This window comes from Serratia sp. SM04 (assembly GCF_040280225.1).
In the GTDB taxonomy this organism is placed as follows: domain Bacteria; phylum Pseudomonadota; class Gammaproteobacteria; order Enterobacterales; family Enterobacteriaceae; genus Serratia; species Serratia sarumanii.
The window spans coordinates 510,855-530,988 of sequence record NZ_JBEOQT010000022.1 but is presented as its reverse complement, the minus strand read 5'-3'; the positions used below and the strand labels follow the sequence as shown (position 1 = coordinate 530,988).

Below are 20,134 nucleotides of genomic sequence, written 5' to 3'. Positions count from 1 at the left end.
CGTCTCCGCCTGCACTTGATGGTCTTATGGGCTGGCCTCTCGCCACCGACCACCAGGCAACCGACGTTGCGCGGGCGAATCAGCCGGTGGGCGGATCTTCCAGCATTTTATTCAGCAGGAATATCAGCGCTATCCGTTCGGCCGGGTTGAGCGTGCCGAACGTCAGCTCTGTGATTTTCGCCGCCTGCGGCACCGTTTCCGTCAGCAGCACGGCGCCGGCGTCGGTCAGGCCGACCACCACCTTGCGCCGATCCACCGGATCCGGCGTCACCGTGATCAGATCGCGCGCCTTTAGCCGCTCGACGATGCCGCGTATGGTGGCCTGATCCACCGCCGTCACCTGCACCAGCTCGGTCAGCGAGCTCGGCCCCATATCGCGCACCGCGCACAGGGTGATGAACTGCACCGCCGTCAGCTGCGAATCGCCGACGTTTTGCTGAAAAATCGCCAGGTGGCGCTGATAAACCTTGCGCAGCAGGTGCCCGACTTGCTCGGTAAAATGATAATTTTCGGGTTGGCCGCTCACGGCTGACGGGTATTCGGGGGGCGTCATTGCGTTACTCTCACCATCTATGGAATTCACGAGAATAGTACAAACCCCCGCCGTTGGCAGCAACGATTAAGCCCGACGCACGCGCGAGGCCTCCGGTGCCACCACTTCCCCGTCCGCCACCACCGTTTGCCCGTCGAGGCGGATGTCGCAGCGGCGCAGCGCGATGTCCATATGGCAAGGCGTTTTGCGCGTGCCGCCCACTTCGGTGTTCGGCCCGGTGGAGAACAGGAAGTTGCCGTAGAACGCGCGCGCGTCCATGCACATGCCGTCGTTCTTGTCGTGCAGGCCCATCGCCGTCCACTGGGCGCGCGGCTGCAGGCCCCAGCCGATATGCGAGATGCCGTACACCTCCGGATCGTCGAAGTATTTCATGTATTCGCGCAGGTATTCCGCCTCGAAGCCGCCGTGAATGCGGGTGACGAACCCTTGTTCGATCTCCAGCGTGATGCGTTCGCGCGCGTAGCTTTTAAACGGCAGCAAGATATCGCCGACCTCCAGCACCAGCACCCCTTCCGCCTGCTCCTCATTCGGCCAGGTGAACAGGAAACCGCTCGGCCAGTGATCCCAGCGCCCCGGTTCATCGGCATAGCCGTACTCGGTCACCGTCGGGTATTGCCCGAGCGGCGCGCGGAAATCGCTGCCGGCGGCGGAGGTTACCTGCATCAGCTTCGCCTGCTCCAGCACGGCGGCGGCGGCCAGCACCCGCGCCTTGTCCTCCGCGTTAGGCAACATGCGCGCCAGCACCTCCGGCGGCTCCACCGCCAGCAGGATGCGGGTGCCGGTTTTCAGGATCTGCTCCTGCTCCGGCGAATGCAGCAGCATCATGGTATCGACGATCAGGTCGGCGGCCTCCAGCGCACGCTGCGCCGCCAGGTTGCCGGTCAGCGCGGTATCGCCGCAATAGGCGGTCATGTCGTTGCCCATCGCCCGCGGATGGTTGAACGCCGGCAGCTCGACGGCATACACCCTGGCGCCCAGCCGCAGCGCCGCGTCGGTCGCGGCGCGCACCGTGCGCGCATCGGAATAATGGCTTTTCAAAATCGCCACGCTCTGCGAAGCATCGACCTTCGACAGCGTAAGCACCTGCTCGAACAGCTGTACCAACTGGGTTTCATTGACCGCCATGGCCTGTCTCCTGTCTCGTCAAGGGTGTCCGACGCCCGCAAGGCGGCGGTGATTTTTTAAACAATTTAAAGCGAACACACTTATTTTTATCTAAGTCAAAAAATCAAAGGAAAGCAAGCTGCGAATATCCACCATAAGAAAGTCCTATTTCACCCCTTGTCAATCCTGTGATTAACATGATTTTAACAGTAAAGCGCTGTCAATTAGCGTGAGCAAGATCTGATTTAACACTTTTGCAACTTTGCGTTATTTAGTGCATACACTATAAATCGATCGTCCAGCCATGCGTTGGACCTACGCTGAAAAAAGCCAACAGACAGGGGAAACATGATGAGCAAACAACCACGCATCGCCGTCGTCGGCGCCGGGCTGGGGGGCGCCGCCGCCGCCGGGCTGCTGCAAAAAGCCGGCTTTACCGTCGATCTGTATGAACAGAGCCCGGCGTTCTCGCGCCTCGGCGCCGGCATTCACATGGGGCCGAACGTACTGAAGATTTTCCGCCGGCTCGGTATTGAGCAGCGGCTGGAGCAGATGGCGTCTCATCCCGATTTTTGGTTCAGCCGCGATGCCGAAAGCGGCGACTACCTGTCGCGCATCGAACTGGGCGGCTTCGCCCGCCGGGAGTACGGCGCCGCCTATGTGACGGTGCACCGCGGCGATTTGCAGGCGTTGCAGCTCTCCGCGCTGCAGCCCGGCACCCTGCACTTCGGCAAATGCCTGAGCAAGATTGAAGATCGCGGTGACGAGGTGGTGCTGAACTTCATCGACGGCACCTCGGCCCATGCCGACATCGTGATCGGCGCCGACGGCATCAATTCGCGCATCCGCGAACATCTGCTGGGCGCCGAAGCGCCGACCTACAGCGGCTGGGTGGCCCACCGCGCGCTGATCCGCGGCGAGAAGCTGGCGAAATACAACCTGACGTTCGAAGACTGCGTGAAGTGGTGGTCGGCGGACCGCCATCTGATGGTCTACTACACCACCCAACGGCGCGACGAGTATTACTACGTCAGCGGCGTGCCGCACCCGGCCTGGGATTTCCAGGGCAGCTTCATCGACAGCAGCCGCGAAGAGATGTTCGAGACCTTCGCCGGCTACCACCCGATCGTGCAGGCGCTGATCGAATCCAGCGAGCAGGTCACCAAATGGCCATTGCTGAACCGCAAACCGCTGCCGCTGTGGAGCGAGGGCCGCCTGGTGCTGCTCGGTGACGCCTGCCACCCGATGAAACCGCACATGGCGCAGGGCGCGGCAATGGCGATCGAAGACGCCGCCATGCTGACCCGCTGCCTGCAGGAAACCGGCCTCGGCGACTACCGCACCGCCTTCCAGCTGTATGAAGCCAACCGCAAGGAGCGCGCATCCAGGGTGCAGGCGGTGTCCAACGCCAACACCTTCCTGCGCACCCAGGAAGATCCGGCCTGGGTCTACGGCTATGACCTGTACGCGCAAGCGCTGAAATCGGAGAACGCCGCATGAGCACCTTCCTCTACGGCGCCCACGTTCACGCCAACGGCATTCGCCAACACTATCTGCGCTACGGCGGCCACGGCCCGGCGCTGATCCTGATCCCCGGCATCACCAGCCCGGCGATCACCTGGGGCTTCGTCGCCGAGCGGCTGGGGGAAAAATACGACGTCTACGTGCTCGACGTGCGCGGCCGCGGTCTGTCGTCCAGCGGCCCGGAACTGGCTTATGACGCGGAGACCTGCGCGCAGGACGTTAACGCCTTCGCCGCCGCGCTGAGCCTGGACAGTTACGCCCTGCTCGGCCATTCGATGGGCGCCCGCTTCGCCCTGCGCGCCGCCGTTTTGCAGCCCGCCGGCGTGCGGCGGCTGGTGCTGGTCGATCCGCCGGTTTCCGGCCCCGGCCGCCGCGCCTATCCCGGCCAATGGCCGTGGTACGCCGACTCGATCCGGCAGTCGCTGCCGGGCATGAGCGCCGAGCAGATGCGCGCCTTCTGCCCGACCTGGAGCGAAGAGCAGCGCCGGCTGCGCGCCGAGTGGCTGCACACCTGTTACGAGCCGGCGATCCAACGCGCCTACGACGATTTTCATCAGGTGGACAGCCACCGCGACTACCCGCTGCTGACCATGCCGACGCTGCTGATGGCCGCAGGCAAAGGCGGCGTCATTCAGCCCGAAGACAGGGCGGAGATCCGCGCGCTGCAGCCGGAGATCGCCATCGTCGAGGTCGAGAACGCCGGGCACATGATCCCGTGGGACGACTTCGACGGCTTCTTCCGCGCCCTGGGCGATTTTCTGGATTAACTGAGGAACACCGACATGAGCAACCACTACCGCATCGGCCAGATCGTGCCCAGCTCCAACACCACGATGGAAACCGAGATCCCGGCGATGCTGGGCGCGCGCCAGCTGATACGCCCGGAGCGCTTCACCTTTCATTCCAGCCGCATGCGCATGAAACACGTCAATAAAGAAGAGCTGGCGGCGATGGACGCCGAGTCCGATCGCTGCGCGCTGGAGCTGTCCGACGCGCGGGTCGACGTGCTCGGCTACGCCTGCCTGGTGGCCATCATGGCGATGGGGCTGGGCTACCACCGCGAATCGCAGGCCCGGCTGGCGCAGGTGACGAAAGACAATCAGGCCGCCGCGCCGGTTATCAGCAGCGCCGGCGCGCTGGTCAACGGCCTGAAGGTGATCGGCGCCAAACGCATCGCGCTGGTGGCGCCCTACATGAAACCGCTGACCCAGCTGGTGGTGGACTACATCCAGCACGAAGGCATTGAGGTCAAGGTGTGGCGCGCGCTGGAGATCCCGGACAACCTCGAAGTCGGCCGGCACGATCCGGCCAGGCTGCCGGGGATCGTCGCCGAGATGGATTTACGCGAGGTCGATGCTATCGTGCTGTCCGCCTGCGTGCAGATGCCTTCGCTGCCGGCGGTTCCGACGGTGGAGGCCCAAACCGGCAAGCCGGTGATCACCGCCGCCATCGCCACCACTTACGCGATGCTGACCGCGCTGGAGCTGGAACCGATCGTTCCCGGCGCCGGCGCCCTGCTGTCCGGCGCCTATTGAGGAGGCAGGATGAACGACACCCTCAGCGACAACTACCGCGGCGTCTGGGGCCAGCGCATCGGCTTCGGCCGGCGCCCGGCGCTGCTGGCGATCGACTTTATGCAGGCCTACACCACCGAAGGCGCGCCGCTGTTCGCGCCGGGCGTGGTGAGCGCGGTCGAGGAGAGCCGCGAGCTGCTGGCCTGCGCGCGCCGCACGGGAATTCCTGTCATCCACACCCATATCCGCTATCATGCAGGCCATTTTGCCGATGGCGGTTTGTGGGTCAAAAAAGCGCCGGTGATGAAGGACATGGTGGCGGGCAACCCGCTGGCGGCGTTCTGCCCGGCGGTAGCGCCGCTGGCCGATGAGGTGGTGCTGAGCAAGCAATACGCCAGCGCCTTCTTCGGCACCGCGCTGGCGCCGCTGCTGGTGGCGCAAGGGATCGACACGCTGCTGATGATCGGCTGCTCCACCAGCGGCTGCATCCGCGCCAGCGCGGTGGACGCGGTGCAGCACGGCTTTCGCGCCATGGTGGTGCGCGAGTGCGTCGGCGATCGTCACCCCGGCCCGCACGAAGCCAACCTGTTCGATATCGACAGCAAATACGGCGACGTGGTGCACAAACGGGAGGCGCTCGACTACCTGAACCGGTTATGAGTCAAGGATTCACCTGCAACGACAATAACGAAGGCGCAAACAGCGCCTCACGCGACCGCCCGAAACAGGGCGGCGCCCCTGCAACGCAAACACAACAGGCGCCTCCTGCGGAGGCCAATACGCACCACCTGGAGACAACATCATGGCCATTGTCGACACCCCGCTGGCGGGGAAAGCGGACGCAGAATCGCTGCTGCTGTACCGCAAAATCACCTGGAAACTGATCCCGTTTCTTTGCCTGTGTTACCTGGCGGCCTACCTCGATCGCATCAACGTCGGGCTGGCCAAGCTGCAGATGGCCGACGCGCTGCAGCTGAGCGAAGCGGCCTTCGGCCTCGGCGCCGGGCTGTTCTTCGTCGGCTATATTCTGTTCGAGGTACCGAGCAACCTGATCCTGCAGCGCGTCGGCGCCAAGATGTGGATCGCCCGCATCATGATCACCTGGGGGCTGTTGTCCACCGCCACCATGTTCGTCACCACGCCGACCCAGTTCTACGTCATTCGTTTCCTGCTCGGCGTGGCGGAGGCCGGTTTCCTGCCCGGCGTGCTCTTTTACCTGACGCTGTGGTTCCCGACCTATCGCCGCGGCCGCATCATCGCGCTGTTCATGATCGGCCTGCCGCTGTCCAGCGTGATCGGCGGGCCGCTGTCCGGCTGGATCATGGGCCATTTCGACATGCTTCACGGCCTGCACGGCTGGCAATGGCTGTTTTTGCTGGAGGGCATCCCCAGCGTGCTGTTGGGCGTGCTGACCTTTTGGCTGTTGCCTAACACCTACCAGCAGGCCAAGTGGCTGACGCCCGAGGAGAAACAGCGCATCGCCGACGATCTGGCGCGCGACGACGCCGAGGCCGATCACGGCAAGCACAGCTTCCGCGACGGCTTCTTCAACCTGAAAGTCTGGATGCTCGGCGGCATCGACTTCGCCATTCTGCTCAGCGCCTATGCCATGGGCTTTTGGATGCCGACCTTCATCAAAACCGCCGGCGTCACCGACATCACCACCATCGGTTACCTGACGGCGATCCCCAGCGTCGCCGCCCTGCTCGGCATGCTGCTGATCGGCAGCAGTTCCGACCGGCTGCGCGAACGGCGCTGGCATATCATCGTGCCGTTTATCGTCGGCGCGCTGGCGATGGCCGGCAGCACCTTCTTTACCCACAACGCGCTGGCCACGGTGCTGCTGTTCTCCATCGCCCAGGCGGCGATCATCGGTGCGGTGCCGGTGTTCTTCAGCCTGCCGGCCACCTTCCTGCGCGGCACGGCGGCGGCGACCGGCTTCGCGCTGGCCTGTTCGCTGGCCAACATCGCCGGGCTAGTGAGCAATTCGCTGATGGGGCTGGCGCTGGATCTGACCGGCAAGAGCGGCGGCGCGCTCTGGGCCTTCGCCGGCTGCCTGCTGCTCAGCTCGCTGCTGGTAGTGGCCCTGCCGGCCAAGGTGGTGAACCGCTGAATGTCGACCAAGCCAAAAAGACCAAGGGCGCATAACGCGCCCTTTTGTTTGCTTACCGGGAGTGGCCGAACTTACTCGTCCTTCAGCCCGCGGTTGATCAGCATCGGCTCGATGCTCGGCTCTTTGCCGCGCCAGTCGATGTACAGCTTCTCCAGATCCTGGCTGTTGCCGCGCGACAGGATCATGTCGCGGAAGCGCTGGCCGTTTTCGGCGGTCAGGCCGCCGTGTTCGGTGAACCACTGGAAGGCGTCGTCCGCCAGCATTTCCGTCCACAGATAGGCATAGTAGCCCGCGGCATAGCCATTACCCCAGATGTGCTGGAAGTAGCTGGAGCGGTAGCGCGGCGGCACGTAGCTGAGATCGACCTTGTCTTTTTGCAGCGACTCGGCCTCGAACTTGTCCACGTCCTGCTGCGGCTGATCGGCGGTCAGCATGTGCCAGTGCATGTCCAGCAGCGCGGCGGACAGCAGCTCGGTCATGCTGTAGCCCTTGTTGAACTTGTCGGCCTTCTTGATCTTGTCGACCAGTTCCTGCGGCATCGCCTCGCCGGTCTGGTAGTGCTTGGCGAAGTGGCTGAACACTTTCGGATCGCTGACCCAGTGCTCGTTGAACTGCGACGGGAACTCGACGAAGTCGCGCGCGGTGTTGGTGCCCGACAGGCTCGGGTATTCCTGATCGGCAAACATGCCGTGCAGCGCATGGCCGAACTCGTGGAACATGGTGATTACGTCGTCATACGACAGCAGCGCCGGCTGGCCCGGCGCCGGTTTGGTGAAGTTGGCGACGTTGTAAATCACCGGCTTGGTGCCGTTGAGCTTCGACTGATCGACGAAGTTGCTCATCCAGGCGCCGCCGCCCTTGTTGTCGCGCTTGAAGTAGTCGGTGTAGAACAGCGCCAGCGACTTGCCGTCCTTGTCGAACACTTCGTACACCTTGACGTCCGGTTGATAGACCGGAATGTCCTTGCGCTCCTTGAAGCTGATGCCGTACAGCAGGTTGGCGGCGTAGAACACGCCGTTGTTCAGCACGTTGTTCAGCTCGAAGTAAGGCTTGATCTGCGACTCGTCCAGATCGTACTTGGCCTTGCGCACCTGTTCGGCATAGAACTGCCAGTCCCAGGCCTGCACCTTGAAGTCGCCTTTCTGCTGGTCGATCACCGCCTGAATGTCTTTGGCTTCACGCTCGGCGCGCGCGGTGGCCGCCGGCACGATGTTGCGCATAAAGCTCAGCGCGGCATCCGGCGTCTTGGCCATCTGGTTTTGCAGTTTCCAGGCGGCGTAGTTCGGGTAGCCCAGCAGCTTGGCCTGTTCGGCGCGCACCTTAGCCAGACGGGAAATGGTCTGGCGGGTATCGTTGCCGTCGCCCTTCTCCGCACGCGTCCAGGAGGCGTCGAACAGCGCCTGGCGGGTGTCGCGATCTTTCAGGCTCTGCAGCAACGGCTGTTGCGTGGTGTTTTGCAGCACCAGCAGCCACTGTTTCTCCAGCTTGCGTTCGGCGGCCGCCTGGGCCGCCGCAGCCAGCTCGCCTTCCGACAGGCCGTCCAGCTTCGCCTGGTCGGTTATCGCCAGCGCGCCGTTTTTGCTCGCCGCCAGCAGCTTGTTGGTGAACTGGGTGCTCAGCGTCGCCGCTTCCTGGTTCAGCGCCTTTAGCTTGGCCTTGTCGGCGTCCGACAGGTTGGCGCCCGCCAGTTCGAAGTTCTTGTAGGTCACTTCCACCAGCCGGCGCGACTCCGGATCCAGCTTCAGCGCGTCGCGATCCTGATAGATGGCCTTGATGCGCGCGAACAGCTTGCCGTTGAGCATAATGTCGTCGTTCAGCGCCGCCAGCTTCGGCGAGGTTTCTTCATCCAGCTTTTGCAGCGCGTCGCTGGTGTTGGCCGAGGTCATGGCGCCGAACACGTTCATCACCCGCGTCAGCAACGAACCGGCCTGCTCCAGCGCCACCAAGGTATTTTTGAAGTTGGGCTTGGCCGGGTTGTTGGCGATCTTCTCCACCTCTTCCCGCTTTTGCTTGATGCCCGCTTCGATCGCCGGCGCGTAGTCGCTCTCCTTGATCAGGTTGAACGGCGGCGCTTGGAACGGCAGACGGCTTTGATAGAAGAACGGATTTTGAGTCTTTTGCTTGTCGTGCTGATTGGCTTCACCGGTCACGTTAGCCTCCTTCGCCTGGCCGCTGGGCAGTGCGCTATGGTCGGCGTGAGGTTGGGTTTCTGCTGCCTGTGCCTGCGAGCCCAGCGCCATGCCGATCGCCAGCACCAATGTGGATAAACGCATCAAATCGAAACTCCTCCATGTCCACGGAATAAGGTCTCGGGGAATCGCTCCCTCTGAGTCACCTCCTAGCTTAGGTGCAGTTGGCAGTTTGAGCAAAAACAAGTGATTAGAAGTTAGCCGCCTCGCCGGCCGCTGCCAGAAGCTCCAGTGACATCTTTGTTTTTTATCATCAATATATAGTCACATAATGTAATTAGTTTATAGGAAATTAATTCAATGCCATTGATAAATAAAGAAGAATCATAAAATACCCTGTTGACTTATCAGGTTACTCAATGTAACTTGATGTAAATTTTGATTAATGGAGCTAATCAAATTGCAGCTTATAACGGAAATAGTTCTTATTGTCATTTTCATCCTCATTATCAGTGCAACTTATAAAAACGCGAAGAAAAAAGGCTTGCGCACGTACCATATCGTCATGCTGTTCTTGATATTCCCCCTTGCCGTATTTTTAGACTACTGCCTGCAGCGCCAAGCGATCCTTTTGGATACGGCCGCCCTTAAAATCACGGCAATGTATGGTTTGTCGATGGCAGTTATTTTTTCGCTTGTGTTATCTATTACCTCTCGCAAGAAGGAGCTTAAATGAGAGCCTTAACGGAAGTTGAGTTGTCATGTATTAACGGTTCTGACGGCAATGATTCTTATAATCCGACTTCACTTATTGTCGGCAGCCTGAGCACAATAGCGAAATTGCCCACCCCCGTATCATTAGCCGTGGGCGTGGGCACGGAAATCGCTATTCAGGCCGCACCGCACATGCCGGTTAACGTTGCTATTCCACAGGTTCCCATGGGCCCAACATGGAATGGCAGTGGCGGTGGTCGCCCTTCACCGTCGTCGTCACTTTCAACACCGGATTCTTCAAATTAAAAAACGTGGACCTTATTATCCCTTGAACAACAAGGCCGATATTTAACTTGCCCTGCGCCCATAAAAATAACGATTAAAAAAATGAAAAACCTCGCCATGCTTCACGAAAGCTTGATTCCTTTTGTCGCAAAAAAGACAGGTTCTCAATTACTCTGGCACAACGAATTAAGCCCTGCCGAGCAGGACGAACTGAAAAATGAGGCCAGCTATCTCATCGAAGAAAATAATCGTCATGCTATTTTTGATGACGGCACGCCGCTCTTAAACGATGAAAAAGTCTTTTTCGCCGAACGTTATGGCGGCGGGGCTATTTCGCGCAACGGCGGTGGCGCACGCTGTGGCTTTGATGGGCGATGGCAGGTTAAAGGCATCGGAGCCAATGCGTTAGTCGGTCAAGGGGCAAAGCATGTCGATGGCGAGTTGACAATGACCGGCGCAGTATTGGAGGCATTGTGGGGAAACGTCATGGCCAAACTGCTGCCTTACGGCGCCGTGCCCAATAAGGCGATCTTGCTGACCGACAACCCCATCGCCACCCTCTCTCCTGCATCGGCGGGAGATGTCCATAACCGCAAGGCGTTGCTGGTGCGCGAACCCGTCGTGCGCCCTGCACATTTTTGCCGCGCGCCCTACTATCATCCTCATGATGCGATGCAAAGGCAGCCTTCGGATATTGAGCGGACCGAAAAGCTCATTGTCGCCGCACCGTCCTTTCTGCCTCGTCCCTCTGAGTTTGACGCTGTGCGCTGGTTGGCATTGCCGCAGGAAGAACGAGCATTCTACGGGCTCTGCGAGCTTGCCCGGCGCCTTGCGACGCAGATAGCTTACTGCCGTACCCGCCATTTGGTGATGATGACCTCACCCTCCAATTGCGATATGGCCGGCAGGCTGCTGGACTTTCATGGTGTTCGCAGCGTTTTTCCCGCAGAACGTCGAGATCCCGGCCGCAGCTACATTCAGCACAACAAACTCAACGAAGACGCCCCTTTGTTGCTGAGAGGGATGCAAGATCTCGCTTTTTATTTAGCCAAGCATCAATTTGGCCCGGCATTTCTCGCGGCAGCGCACCAAGGCATCGGCGCGGCCTTTAGTATGGCCTACAAGCGAGCCTGCCTGCTGGATAATCTCGGTATGGCAGGTTTTGCCCCTGCATTTTTACAACGCCTGCCTCTCACCGCTGAATGGTTCGCCTTAGGCGAACGCTTGCAAAAAATGTTCGATTTGGCTCCCGGCGTCTTTAGCCGTCGACAAGGTCTGGGCCAGGGGAATGCTCATCCGGCGATTGCCCTGTTGCATCGGCTCATCGACTCGCCCGTAAGGGTTTCCGCCGAACAACAGGGTACGACAGCGGAGGAGAAATTTTCTCTGGCATTCCAGCGGTTATACGCGAAGTACCTTCAGGAAACATCAGCGGATCAAACCGCCGCCGGATTACAACAGGCGATGAAGCAGACCGTCACCCGAAGGTTGGGCTCCCGCGCGTTCATGCGCCGTGAAGTGATTTTTCAAGAAATTGCCGGCTGGCGCGGTGAAGTCAGCGAGATCAGCGAACAGTTGCAAACCTATCTGGATCGTTTCGAGCGCCAGGCGATCAACGTATTACAATAATAACGCTGAGGATATTTCGTGAGTTTTATCAAAGAAAACCAGCAGGGTAAAAGTAAGTTCAGTCAATACGAGAGCCTGGGCTTCGCCGTTAACTGTATGCTGATGAATAAAAATTACAGTTTGTACCATATAAAAACGTTGCAGCTATGGACTCAGGAAGCGATTAATCAAAACCAATTCAAAATATTATTCGACCATTTGGACAATCCGTTAGGATATATAACCTGGGCCTACCTGAGAGATGAGGCGCTGGGTCGATTTATTAACGATCCGCAGTTTCTTCTCCATACCTCAGAATGGGATGAGGGCGGCACGCTGTGTATTTTAGATTTTTGCTGCAAGCCAGGCAGCGCACATTTATGTTTGGAACACCTTAAAACAGTTCACCCAATCGCAGAACGTCGCACGGTTGTATGGCGTTCCCGCCGAACGGGCAAACTGATGACGGTAAAAAAATAAAGAAAAATAAACATCAGGGATGAGGCGATGAGCAAGCATCAACTATTGGATTCACAGGCGGGATTTTACTACGGCACCAAGATCGGCGATGACAAATCGAGCTATAATATCGCGGAATATGTCGAAATAAATCACACTCTCGATATCGCAAGAATGAAACGTGCCATTCATCGCGTCATCAGCCAAACGCCGACGCTGCACGTTCTGTTTGATGAAGATAACGGTACGCCTTATCAATATCCCGTCACCGCCAACATCTCAGTGGAATGGGTAGATCTTTCGCAGCGCGCCAACAATATGGCCACCGCTATCGAATTAATGGAAGCGGATACCAAGCGCCCGTTCTCGTTGAACGCTGCGCCGTTATTCAGACAAAAAATCATTAGACTGGGTGAGCAACGCTTTCTGTGGTATTTCTGCAGCCACCATCTGCTGCTTGATGGTTACGGCACTTATTTGCTGATCCACCAAGTGGCACAGGCCTACCGAGGCCAAACGCAGCAACCGCAAAACGTACCTGCGATCGATGCCTTGCTCAGGGCTGAATCTGAATATAAACAGTCAGCCGCCTATCAAGCGGACCGACATTTTTGGCAAGCAGCCAGCGCCTCACTGCCAGACCCGATGACATTAGCCTGCGCCAATATTCCCTCGGGACAAACGATCCGCCATGTGACGTCGTTGCCCTATCCTGCCGAGCGCCTTGCGCTGCAAACCGGGCACCCTTCTTGGCTGGCGCGCACTTTCGTGGCAGTGATGGCATATTTGTACTTGTGTACCGGCGAGAAACAGCAAACGATCGGCGTCCCAATGATGGCGCGAACAGACTCCCTGACGAGGCAGGCGCTGACTTGCAAAACCAACGTTGTTCCTTTGACGCTCGATATTGAGGACACGGCCTCATGCCGACAGTTGGCGCAAACCATTGAACGCATGCTCAGGCAACTCAAAAAACATCAAGCGTTCCGTTACGAAGAGATAAAAAGTCTGAGGAGCGTCACCAGCCGCTCGCCGCTGTTCAACATCGTGGTCAATATCATTCCCTTTGAAGCGGCAGCCTCATTTTCTTCCGCGCAGCGCAGCGAAATCCGTAATTTACGCTCAGGAGGCGCGCAGGATCTGGTCTTCAACATGCGTCCCGATCTCGATAACCAAACGCTTCGGCTGGAGATCGATGCCGACTCAGGGCTTTACGATGCGGCCAGCCTGGTGCGGCACAGCCAGGGGATACAGACCTTGTGCGACTTGCTGTATCACGACCCGGAAAATCTTTCCGTCGCGGCATTGCGACAACGTTTCCCGCTCTCGCTGCAGGGTAAAGCAGCCAACGAGAACGTGGTCGATATAATGCAACGTATCGATCGTGCCGTCGTTCAAGCGCCGCAACGCACGGCGATCCTCACGCCCGCACACGCTTCGTTGTCGCTAAGAGCGCTGTCTTATGCCGTTTTGCAGCAACAGTGGCGTGCGCTGGCCGATACCCTGGCCCCCGCCCGTGCTGCATACACCGTGCTGTTGCTCGACTTGCCGCAAGGGCCGGAAGCCATCATCTGCATGCTTGCTGCGCTGCAGTTGAAAATGCCGTTCGTCAACCTGAATGCCAAAGGGGATGGAGCGGCTCATCGTCAACTGCTTGAACAGTTTAGCGACGCTATCCTGATTACCGATCGCACACTTCCCTCCTTTCATTCCGAACCTGACGCATTGGCGCATTGGCGCGCATCGACACTCGATATGCCGGCGGATTTCGCGCACTTCACCGTGTTTCGCCGGCAAACAGCGGCAGAGGCGCCGCCATTCCCGGCCGGAACCGGCTATATCATGTTTACCTCCGGCTCGACGGGAATGCCTAAAGGCGTGATAGGCGCCCGACATGCTCTCAACGTTTTTGTCGATGCGGCGATAAAATGCTATGGCATTCAACCGCATGAACGCGTGTTGCAATTTGCGCCCTTGCATTTCGATGCGTGCATTGAAGAAATTTTCATGACGCTGGGTGCCGGCGCCCACCTGTGTATCGCCCCTGAGGCCGTCAAGCACAGTTTTGCCGCTTTCTTCACATTCTGCGCCGATCATCAAATCAGCCTGCTGGATCTGCCGACTGCCTACTTTAATGAGATGCTGTTCGCCTCCGGCGGCGAACAGACGCTGCCGCCGGCCGTCACGACCGTTATCATCGGCGGCGAAAGCCTTTCACCGCGAGCCAAAGAAAGCTGGTTCGCGCACTATCCCAAAGGCAGAAAGTTATTCAACTCCTACGGCCCAACCGAGACAACCGTGGTGGCGACGGTCGCCGAAATCAAAAACGATGGCGCCGCCGTGACGATAGGCGCACCATTGGACGGTATATACACGGCGATCGTCGGCGAGGATCTCAGGCTGTTGCCGCTCGGCTGCAGCGGCGAATTACTGATAGCCGGAGCGACCGTCAGCCTGGGATATTTGCATCAGCCAACGCTGAGCGCGGAAAAGTTCGTCACCCTTGAGGTTAACGGCCATCCCATGCCCGCCTTTCGTACCGGCGATATCGCCTGCCAGCGCCACGATGGGCAGCTGGTGTTCCTTGGCCGCAAAATTCGTGAAGCGAAAATCGCCGGGCAGCGCGTCAATATGGGTGAGATAGAAAGCTGTCTGGCCCGGTTGCCCGCAATTGTCGAAATTGCCGTGCTGGCCAAAAGCGGCGACGCGGGAACGGAACTGTACGCGCATTATCACAGCCGGCAGCCGCTCAGCGAGGCAATGCGCCGCACGCTGTATGGCGAGCTGCCCAATGCACATATTCCTCAGCGCTTCGTGCATCACCCAACGCCGCTGGCCAAACTGGCTAACGGCAAGATTGATTATCGCACCCTGGAAAGACAATCCCGGCTGCCTGAACCCACACGGGAATTGCGTTCGACGACATTCAACACCCTGGTGAATGAGGTTTGGCTGGCGACGCTGGGCAGTGACGATGGCGACTTCTTCACGCTCGGCGGCGAGTCGCTGCAGGCCATAAAAATCATTAACGCGCTTAACGCCCACTGTCGGTTGGATCTGAACCTGAGCGACATTTTTGAACATCCGAGACTCGCCGATTTCTGCCGACACCTAACGCAGCTGGCCCATGCACGCTATGGCCTGGATCCGCAGCATCTTGACATCCGTTGCGCTATCGGCCGCCGCCTATCAACCGAGGCGCCGGCCAGCAGCCGGCTGTTTATTCAATCTCCCGAAGGCGCAGATGAACGACTTTTGTTGGCCGCCCTCGCCGACAAACACGGTGTGGACATTCTGTCACCGCAGGCGCTGCCGTTGCATGCTGAATGGCCGCTGAACGCGGCCATATTCAACGTACCGAACGAAGCCACGCAATATGCCAGCTGGCTTGATGCGCTTTCGGCCCTGCTGCTCGTCCTGCCCGGCCGAGTTAACTACATGATCTTTATGCATGATACAGCCGGCGGCGCCAGACTCACGCAAAGCCTGCTGCGCGATTTTCGGCATGAGCGGCTGCTGTTGCTGCATAAAACCGATTCGCGCCGCCAAGCCGTCGACGCCGGCGTTACTGAGTTGATAGCCTTTTCTGCGCGGCTTGGCTATTTCCCGCACATCCGGTTCGATACGGCCAATGAGCGATTGAACGGCTGCGTACTGAGGATCTTCGGCTTCGATGATGGCGAGAATATCGATCATCGCGCCGCCTTCACAATGGCACAGCGGAGAAACCCGGGAGTGCAGTTGTGTAGCTTGTCGCATTGGCTGAATTTGATTTCCACCCACAGCGACAAACGCCCGAATAAAAGCGGTCGAACAGGGAAAGCTATCGACGTCAACATGGAAGGAGTGCACTGATGAGCGTCATCGGCCTGATCAATCTGATAGAAATGGCGAAACAGGGAGCAACATTCGGCGAGCTGTCGCCTCGACGCCAAACCATTGAGCATGTCAACGCCGCCGCCCTCAGTGCGGTGCAGGAAGACATCACCGCATTTTTATCTGTCTGTACGCCAGATAATGCAGTGCGAGACACCGGGGAGAAGCCTTGTTACACCGTCAATCACTACGCGGGGCAATACCTGTGGCTGTATGAAAACTTCACCAAGAACAGCCCGCTGTATAACATTCCGATCGCCAAAGAGATCCTGGGGCCCTTTGAACCCACGCGTTTGCTCGCCGCGCTGAAAAAACTACTCAAGCGGCACGGTGCGCTTTGCGGCCGCTATCGGCTAGACGGGGAAGCCATCACCGTTGACATCGTGCATCCTGATGAAACCATTTTCGAACACAGTCTCGAGGACATCAGCGGGCAGAATAGTGAGGAGCAGCAAAAAAGTATGCTGGCGGCGCTTAACGCCCAGTGCACGATTCCGTTTGATCTCGGTGCCGAGTATCCCCTGCGCTGCCGGATCTTGAGAAAGAGCGCGCAGCACCACTATCTGTTCTTGACTTTTCACCATTGCGTGGTCGACGGCTGGACGGCCAATTTGCTGGTGGATGAACTGAGCCGTGGCTATCACGCGCACGAAGAGCATTGCCATTATGACAACGGCCAGGCGTTTTTCCGCTACCTTGAAGACCCTTTCCTCGCCGTCGCCAATGTCGATGACAGCATGGCGTTTTGGCGCGATGAACTGGATGGTGCGCCGGAAAAACACGCGCTTGAATACGATATCGCCATCACCGCGGCAGGAAAAACACAGAATATCGTCAGAACATCGCTGACGAACGAACTGCAGTCGGCTCTGGCCCAGTTAGCCAAACATAACGGTACGACGCTGTTTACGCTGTTGCACTCCGCCTTCGCGTTACTGATTGCCAGAGAATCTGCGACGGATCGCGTGGTCATCGGTAGCCCGATCGCCAACAGGAACGAGCCAACGTTAAACGATGCCGTGGGCAGCTTCGTCAACACGATCGCTCACCAATTTATCATCACTGGCGACGACAGTTTCACCGCGCTGCTGCAAAAGAACGCGAATAAATTTGCGCGCGCTTTCAAACATCAGGGTTTGCCATTCTCTTACCTGGTTGAACAACTCAAGCCCACGCGCGGCAAGTTTCACCCCATTTTTCAAATCATGTTCGTCTGCCAACATCGCAAAAGCAATGAGCTGAATGTTGGCGGTGCGCAGGTTAACACCCTGCCGAGACGCTATGCGCCGCCCAAGTTTGATCTGGTTCTGGAGGTGATTTCCAGCGCGGAGGGCATTCAGTTGGAATGGCAATACAACGCCAAGCTGTTTACGTCGGAGCGCATTGACGGATTGGCGCAAGCTTACGCATTGCTGCTGCAGCAAATTGCCTGCGATCCCTCGCGGGCCGTCGGCCACTATTCGCTGGCGTCAATGGCCGATAACCGGCAATTGCATCAGCTCTCCATCGGACAGGCGATGCCGGCATTCTTGCGGCAACCTCTTTCCGATCGGCTGTTACGCACTGCCCACCAGCATGCGGATCGCCCGGCGTTGTACGAGGGCGATAGCGTATGGCATTACGATCGGCTGTTGCGGCACGCCGGCCTCGTGGCGCATTGGCTGATCGCCCATACCGCCCCAGGCGCGCTCATCGCCATCGATCTTCCACGCGGCGCTCATCAAGCTATTGCGGCGCTCGGCGTGATCCTCGCCGGACGCGCCTACTTGCCGTTGGCCGAAGGATTGCCGGATGCCCGCGCAGCGGCCATTATGCGGATATCAGGTTGCGCCTGGGTTTTGAGCAACCAGGCTCACCATCGCGCCCGCTATCCGCAGACTACCCGCATTCAAGATCTGGAGGCGCTGTTTTCCCCTCATGTCACAGACACAGCGACGACCTTCCCGCCAGGCGAAGCGGAAGCGCTCGCCTATGTCATTTATACGTCGGGGACGACCGGCACGCCAAAAGGTGTGGCTATGGAACAGGGTGCCGTCACCAATACCTTGCTGACCATGAACCGACAGTTTAACGTTTCTCATCGTGACAACGTATTGGCGCTCGCCGATCTGGCCTTCGATTTATCGGTCTATGACCTGTTCGGCAGCTGGCTAGCAGGCGCATCGGTAACGGTGCTATCGCCGCATGAAGCGAAAGAGCCGTCAGCATGGCTAAATGCGATACGCCAGCGGCAAATCAGCATCTGGAACTCGGTTCCCGCCATCTTGCAAATGTTGGTGCAATATTGCGCACAAGAAAACATCCTGTCGCTGCCTCAACTGCGGCATATTTGGCTGAGCGGCGATCGCATCTCTTCGCGGCTGATCGCCGAGGCACATCGGCTTTGCCCCAACGCCACCATCACCAGCCTTGGCGGTGCAACCGAAGGGGCAATATGGTCAATTTATCATCCGGTTACACGAGATACGCACTACAGAAACGCCATCCCCTATGGAACCGCATTGCCAAATCAGAGCATGTGGGTGTTGGATGAAAAACTCGAGCCGTGCGGTTTCGGCGTTACCGGCGACATTTATATCGGTGGCGTTGGGGTTGCCCGCGAGTATTGGCGCGATAGCCAAACCACCGCCGGCAGCTTTGTGCTTTTCCCAACCACCGGAGAACGCGTGTACCGCACCGGCGATCGCGGCCGTTGGCATCGCAGCGGTTACATCGAGTTTCTCGGCCGCGAAGACCAACAGGTGAAACTGCAGGGTTTTCGCGTCGAATTGGGTGACGTCGAATTCGCGCTCAAAAGCAGCGAGCTGGTCGCTGAAGCGTGTGTCGTCTGTCGCGATGAAACCGGGAACGGCACACCGCATCTGGAGGCTTACATCACATTGACCGAGGCGGGGAAAACCTGCATTCAAGCAGAGCAAAGAATACGCGAGCTGGTTACGGCCGCATTGCCCACGTATATGGCGCCATCCCGCTATCATCTCATTGAACGTTTCCCGCTTTCACGCAACGGCAAATTGGATCGCACCTTGCTATCGCCAGGCACCGAACGGAGTCAGGCCAGCGATGTTGCACCCGCGGCGTCCGCGGAACTCATGCTGCTACGAGAGCTGTTGGCGAATACGTTAGGCTGTACCCCAGACAAGATCGACCCCCATGCCAGCTTCTTCAGCAATGGCGGCAGCTCGCTTTCCGGCATCACGTTTTTGGGCAACATCAAGCGCGCCCTTAATGTGGAATTAACCCTGGCGGAAATCCTTGGCTACTCACAGCTCGATAAACTTGCCGAGCGTCTGCGCGCGAATGCGCCCCTGCCGTTATCGATGCTGTCCGGCTCAGCCGATCGCCCCACTCTGCCCACCTTGTATTTGGTGCATGGCGCCGGCGGCCAGGTACATCAATATGCAAAGTGGACAAAACAGCTTTGCGCCTGCGCCAACATCATTACCATCGCCAGCCCGGGGTTGGCCGCGCCAGGCGCAGACGACACACTCACCCTGCAGCGATTGGCCGCCTCCCACTTGGCGGCCATACCGCGTGCCAAACGCGACACGGCCGTTATCGCCGGCTGGTCATTGGGTGGCCAATTAGCTGTCCATATGGCGGCGCTGGCCGCGGAACAAGGCGCGCCCTTTGCGCATGCGGTGGTTGTCGACAGCGGTTTGCCCGCCCAGCAGCCCGCAGTGAAGCGACGTTTCAGCGTGGCCCAAAGTTACCTCAGTCTGTTCGACTCCCTCGGTATTGCGCGCCATTTGTGTCGGCGTCAAGAAACGAGTGCGATAGACAGCTTCGCCAACGAGATAAAAATACACTATGCGCTGAATCAGAGCGTGCTTGCGGAGAAGATCACGCTGGAACATGCCGAAACCTTCTGTTGGGCGCTGAAAAAATCGTTCGAACTAACGAATAACGCCGGCCCCCTGCCGCAGATAGCGATACCGCTAACGCTTTGGCTCAGCCAGCAACGTCAGCGTAAACACCCCCATCTTGCACAACGCTGGGAGATGCAATCCTCGCATAGCGTTCAACTCAGTTATTGTGCAGAAACGCATTACAGCATTTTAAACAACGCTCAACTTCTTCGAGCGCTGACGCAATTGCTGCACGCGTTGTCAACATCATTGGAATAACGCGAGAAGATACCCCCTATCAATCAAACCTATCGAGGCACTGATGAAATTACCAAGCAGTTGGATTTTTTTGTTCTGCTTTTACTACACATTTATGGATATTTTTTATTCTTTATTTTTTTCCGAAG

14 protein-coding genes are annotated in these 20,134 nt (G+C 58.4%); 11 read left to right on the top strand and 3 right to left on the bottom strand.

Annotated features, from left to right (window positions below; genetic code table 11):
- Positions 1 to 79 precede the first annotated feature (79 nt).
- Together ABTW55_RS23250 and ABTW55_RS23245 are read right to left on the bottom strand one after the other, a co-directional pair.
- A complete protein-coding gene (locus tag ABTW55_RS23250) occupies positions 80 to 553 on the bottom strand; it encodes a MarR family winged helix-turn-helix transcriptional regulator (RefSeq protein WP_033634451.1) in 474 nt (157 codons plus the stop codon).
- A 66-nt stretch (positions 554 to 619) separates the two neighbouring features.
- The gene (locus ABTW55_RS23245) at positions 620 to 1,678 is read right to left on the bottom strand and encodes a 2,5-dihydroxypyridine 5,6-dioxygenase (protein ID WP_015377796.1); all 1,059 of its coding nucleotides are present in this window, start codon (positions 1,676 to 1,678) and stop codon (positions 620 to 622) included.
- Positions 1,679 to 2,005: 327 nt separating this feature from the next.
- On the opposite strand from ABTW55_RS23245, the gene ABTW55_RS23240 reads away from it, so the two are divergent.
- The 5 genes from ABTW55_RS23240 (at position 2,006) to ABTW55_RS23220 (ending at position 6,808) form a co-directional block, all read left to right on the top strand.
- A complete protein-coding gene (locus ABTW55_RS23240) occupies positions 2,006 to 3,157 on the top strand; it encodes an FAD-dependent monooxygenase (protein ID WP_033655192.1) in 1,152 nt (383 codons plus the stop codon).
- The gene (locus ABTW55_RS23235; protein WP_039566278.1) at positions 3,154 to 3,948 is read left to right on the top strand and encodes an alpha/beta hydrolase; all 795 of its coding nucleotides are present in this window, start codon (positions 3,154 to 3,156) and stop codon (positions 3,946 to 3,948) included. The genes ABTW55_RS23240 and ABTW55_RS23235 overlap by 4 nt, the downstream gene beginning before the upstream one ends.
- A 15-nt stretch (positions 3,949 to 3,963) precedes the next feature.
- Entirely contained in the window at positions 3,964 to 4,716 is a 753-nt protein-coding gene (locus ABTW55_RS23230; protein ID WP_015377793.1) for a maleate cis-trans isomerase, read from the top strand.
- Between the two features lie 9 nt (positions 4,717 to 4,725).
- Entirely contained in the window at positions 4,726 to 5,355 is a 630-nt protein-coding gene (locus tag ABTW55_RS23225) for an N-carbamoylsarcosine amidohydrolase (RefSeq protein ID WP_033655190.1), read from the top strand.
- Between the two features lie 142 nt (positions 5,356 to 5,497).
- Positions 5,498 to 6,808, top strand: a complete 1,311-nt coding sequence (locus ABTW55_RS23220) for an MFS transporter (protein ID WP_033655189.1) — start codon at positions 5,498 to 5,500, stop codon at positions 6,806 to 6,808.
- 71 nt (positions 6,809 to 6,879) lie between these two features.
- Here the strand turns inward: ABTW55_RS23220 and dcp are convergent, their stop codons facing one another.
- Positions 6,880 to 9,081, bottom strand: coding sequence for a peptidyl-dipeptidase Dcp (gene dcp, locus ABTW55_RS23215; protein WP_060420923.1), 2,202 nt, complete (start codon positions 9,079 to 9,081; stop codon positions 6,880 to 6,882).
- Between the two features lie 316 nt (positions 9,082 to 9,397).
- Here dcp and ABTW55_RS23210 point away from each other — a divergent pair, with 316 nt between their 5' ends.
- From ABTW55_RS23210 to ABTW55_RS23185, 6 genes are all read left to right on the top strand, one after another.
- On the top strand, positions 9,398 to 9,673 hold the full coding sequence (locus ABTW55_RS23210) for a hypothetical protein (RefSeq protein ID WP_060420559.1): 276 nt from the start codon (positions 9,398 to 9,400) through the stop codon (positions 9,671 to 9,673).
- Positions 9,670 to 9,957, top strand: a complete 288-nt coding sequence (locus ABTW55_RS23205; protein WP_125460888.1) for a hypothetical protein — start codon at positions 9,670 to 9,672, stop codon at positions 9,955 to 9,957. The genes ABTW55_RS23210 and ABTW55_RS23205 overlap by 4 nt, the downstream gene beginning before the upstream one ends.
- Positions 9,958 to 10,038: 81 nt before the next feature.
- A complete protein-coding gene (locus ABTW55_RS23200; RefSeq protein ID WP_128884729.1) occupies positions 10,039 to 11,565 on the top strand; it encodes an MchC protein in 1,527 nt (508 codons plus the stop codon).
- An 18-nt stretch (positions 11,566 to 11,583) separates the two neighbouring features.
- Entirely contained in the window at positions 11,584 to 12,024 is a 441-nt protein-coding gene (locus ABTW55_RS23195) for a toxin-activating lysine-acyltransferase (RefSeq protein WP_060420920.1), read from the top strand.
- Between the two features lie 27 nt (positions 12,025 to 12,051).
- Positions 12,052 to 15,858: an AMP-binding protein gene (locus ABTW55_RS23190; protein ID WP_060420918.1), complete on the top strand. Its 3,807-nt coding sequence runs from the start codon at positions 12,052 to 12,054 to the stop codon at positions 15,856 to 15,858.
- Entirely contained in the window at positions 15,858 to 20,006 is a 4,149-nt protein-coding gene (locus ABTW55_RS23185) for a non-ribosomal peptide synthetase (RefSeq protein ID WP_060420916.1), read from the top strand. The genes ABTW55_RS23190 and ABTW55_RS23185 overlap by 1 nt, the downstream gene beginning before the upstream one ends.
- Positions 20,007 to 20,134: the final 128 nt, after the last annotated feature.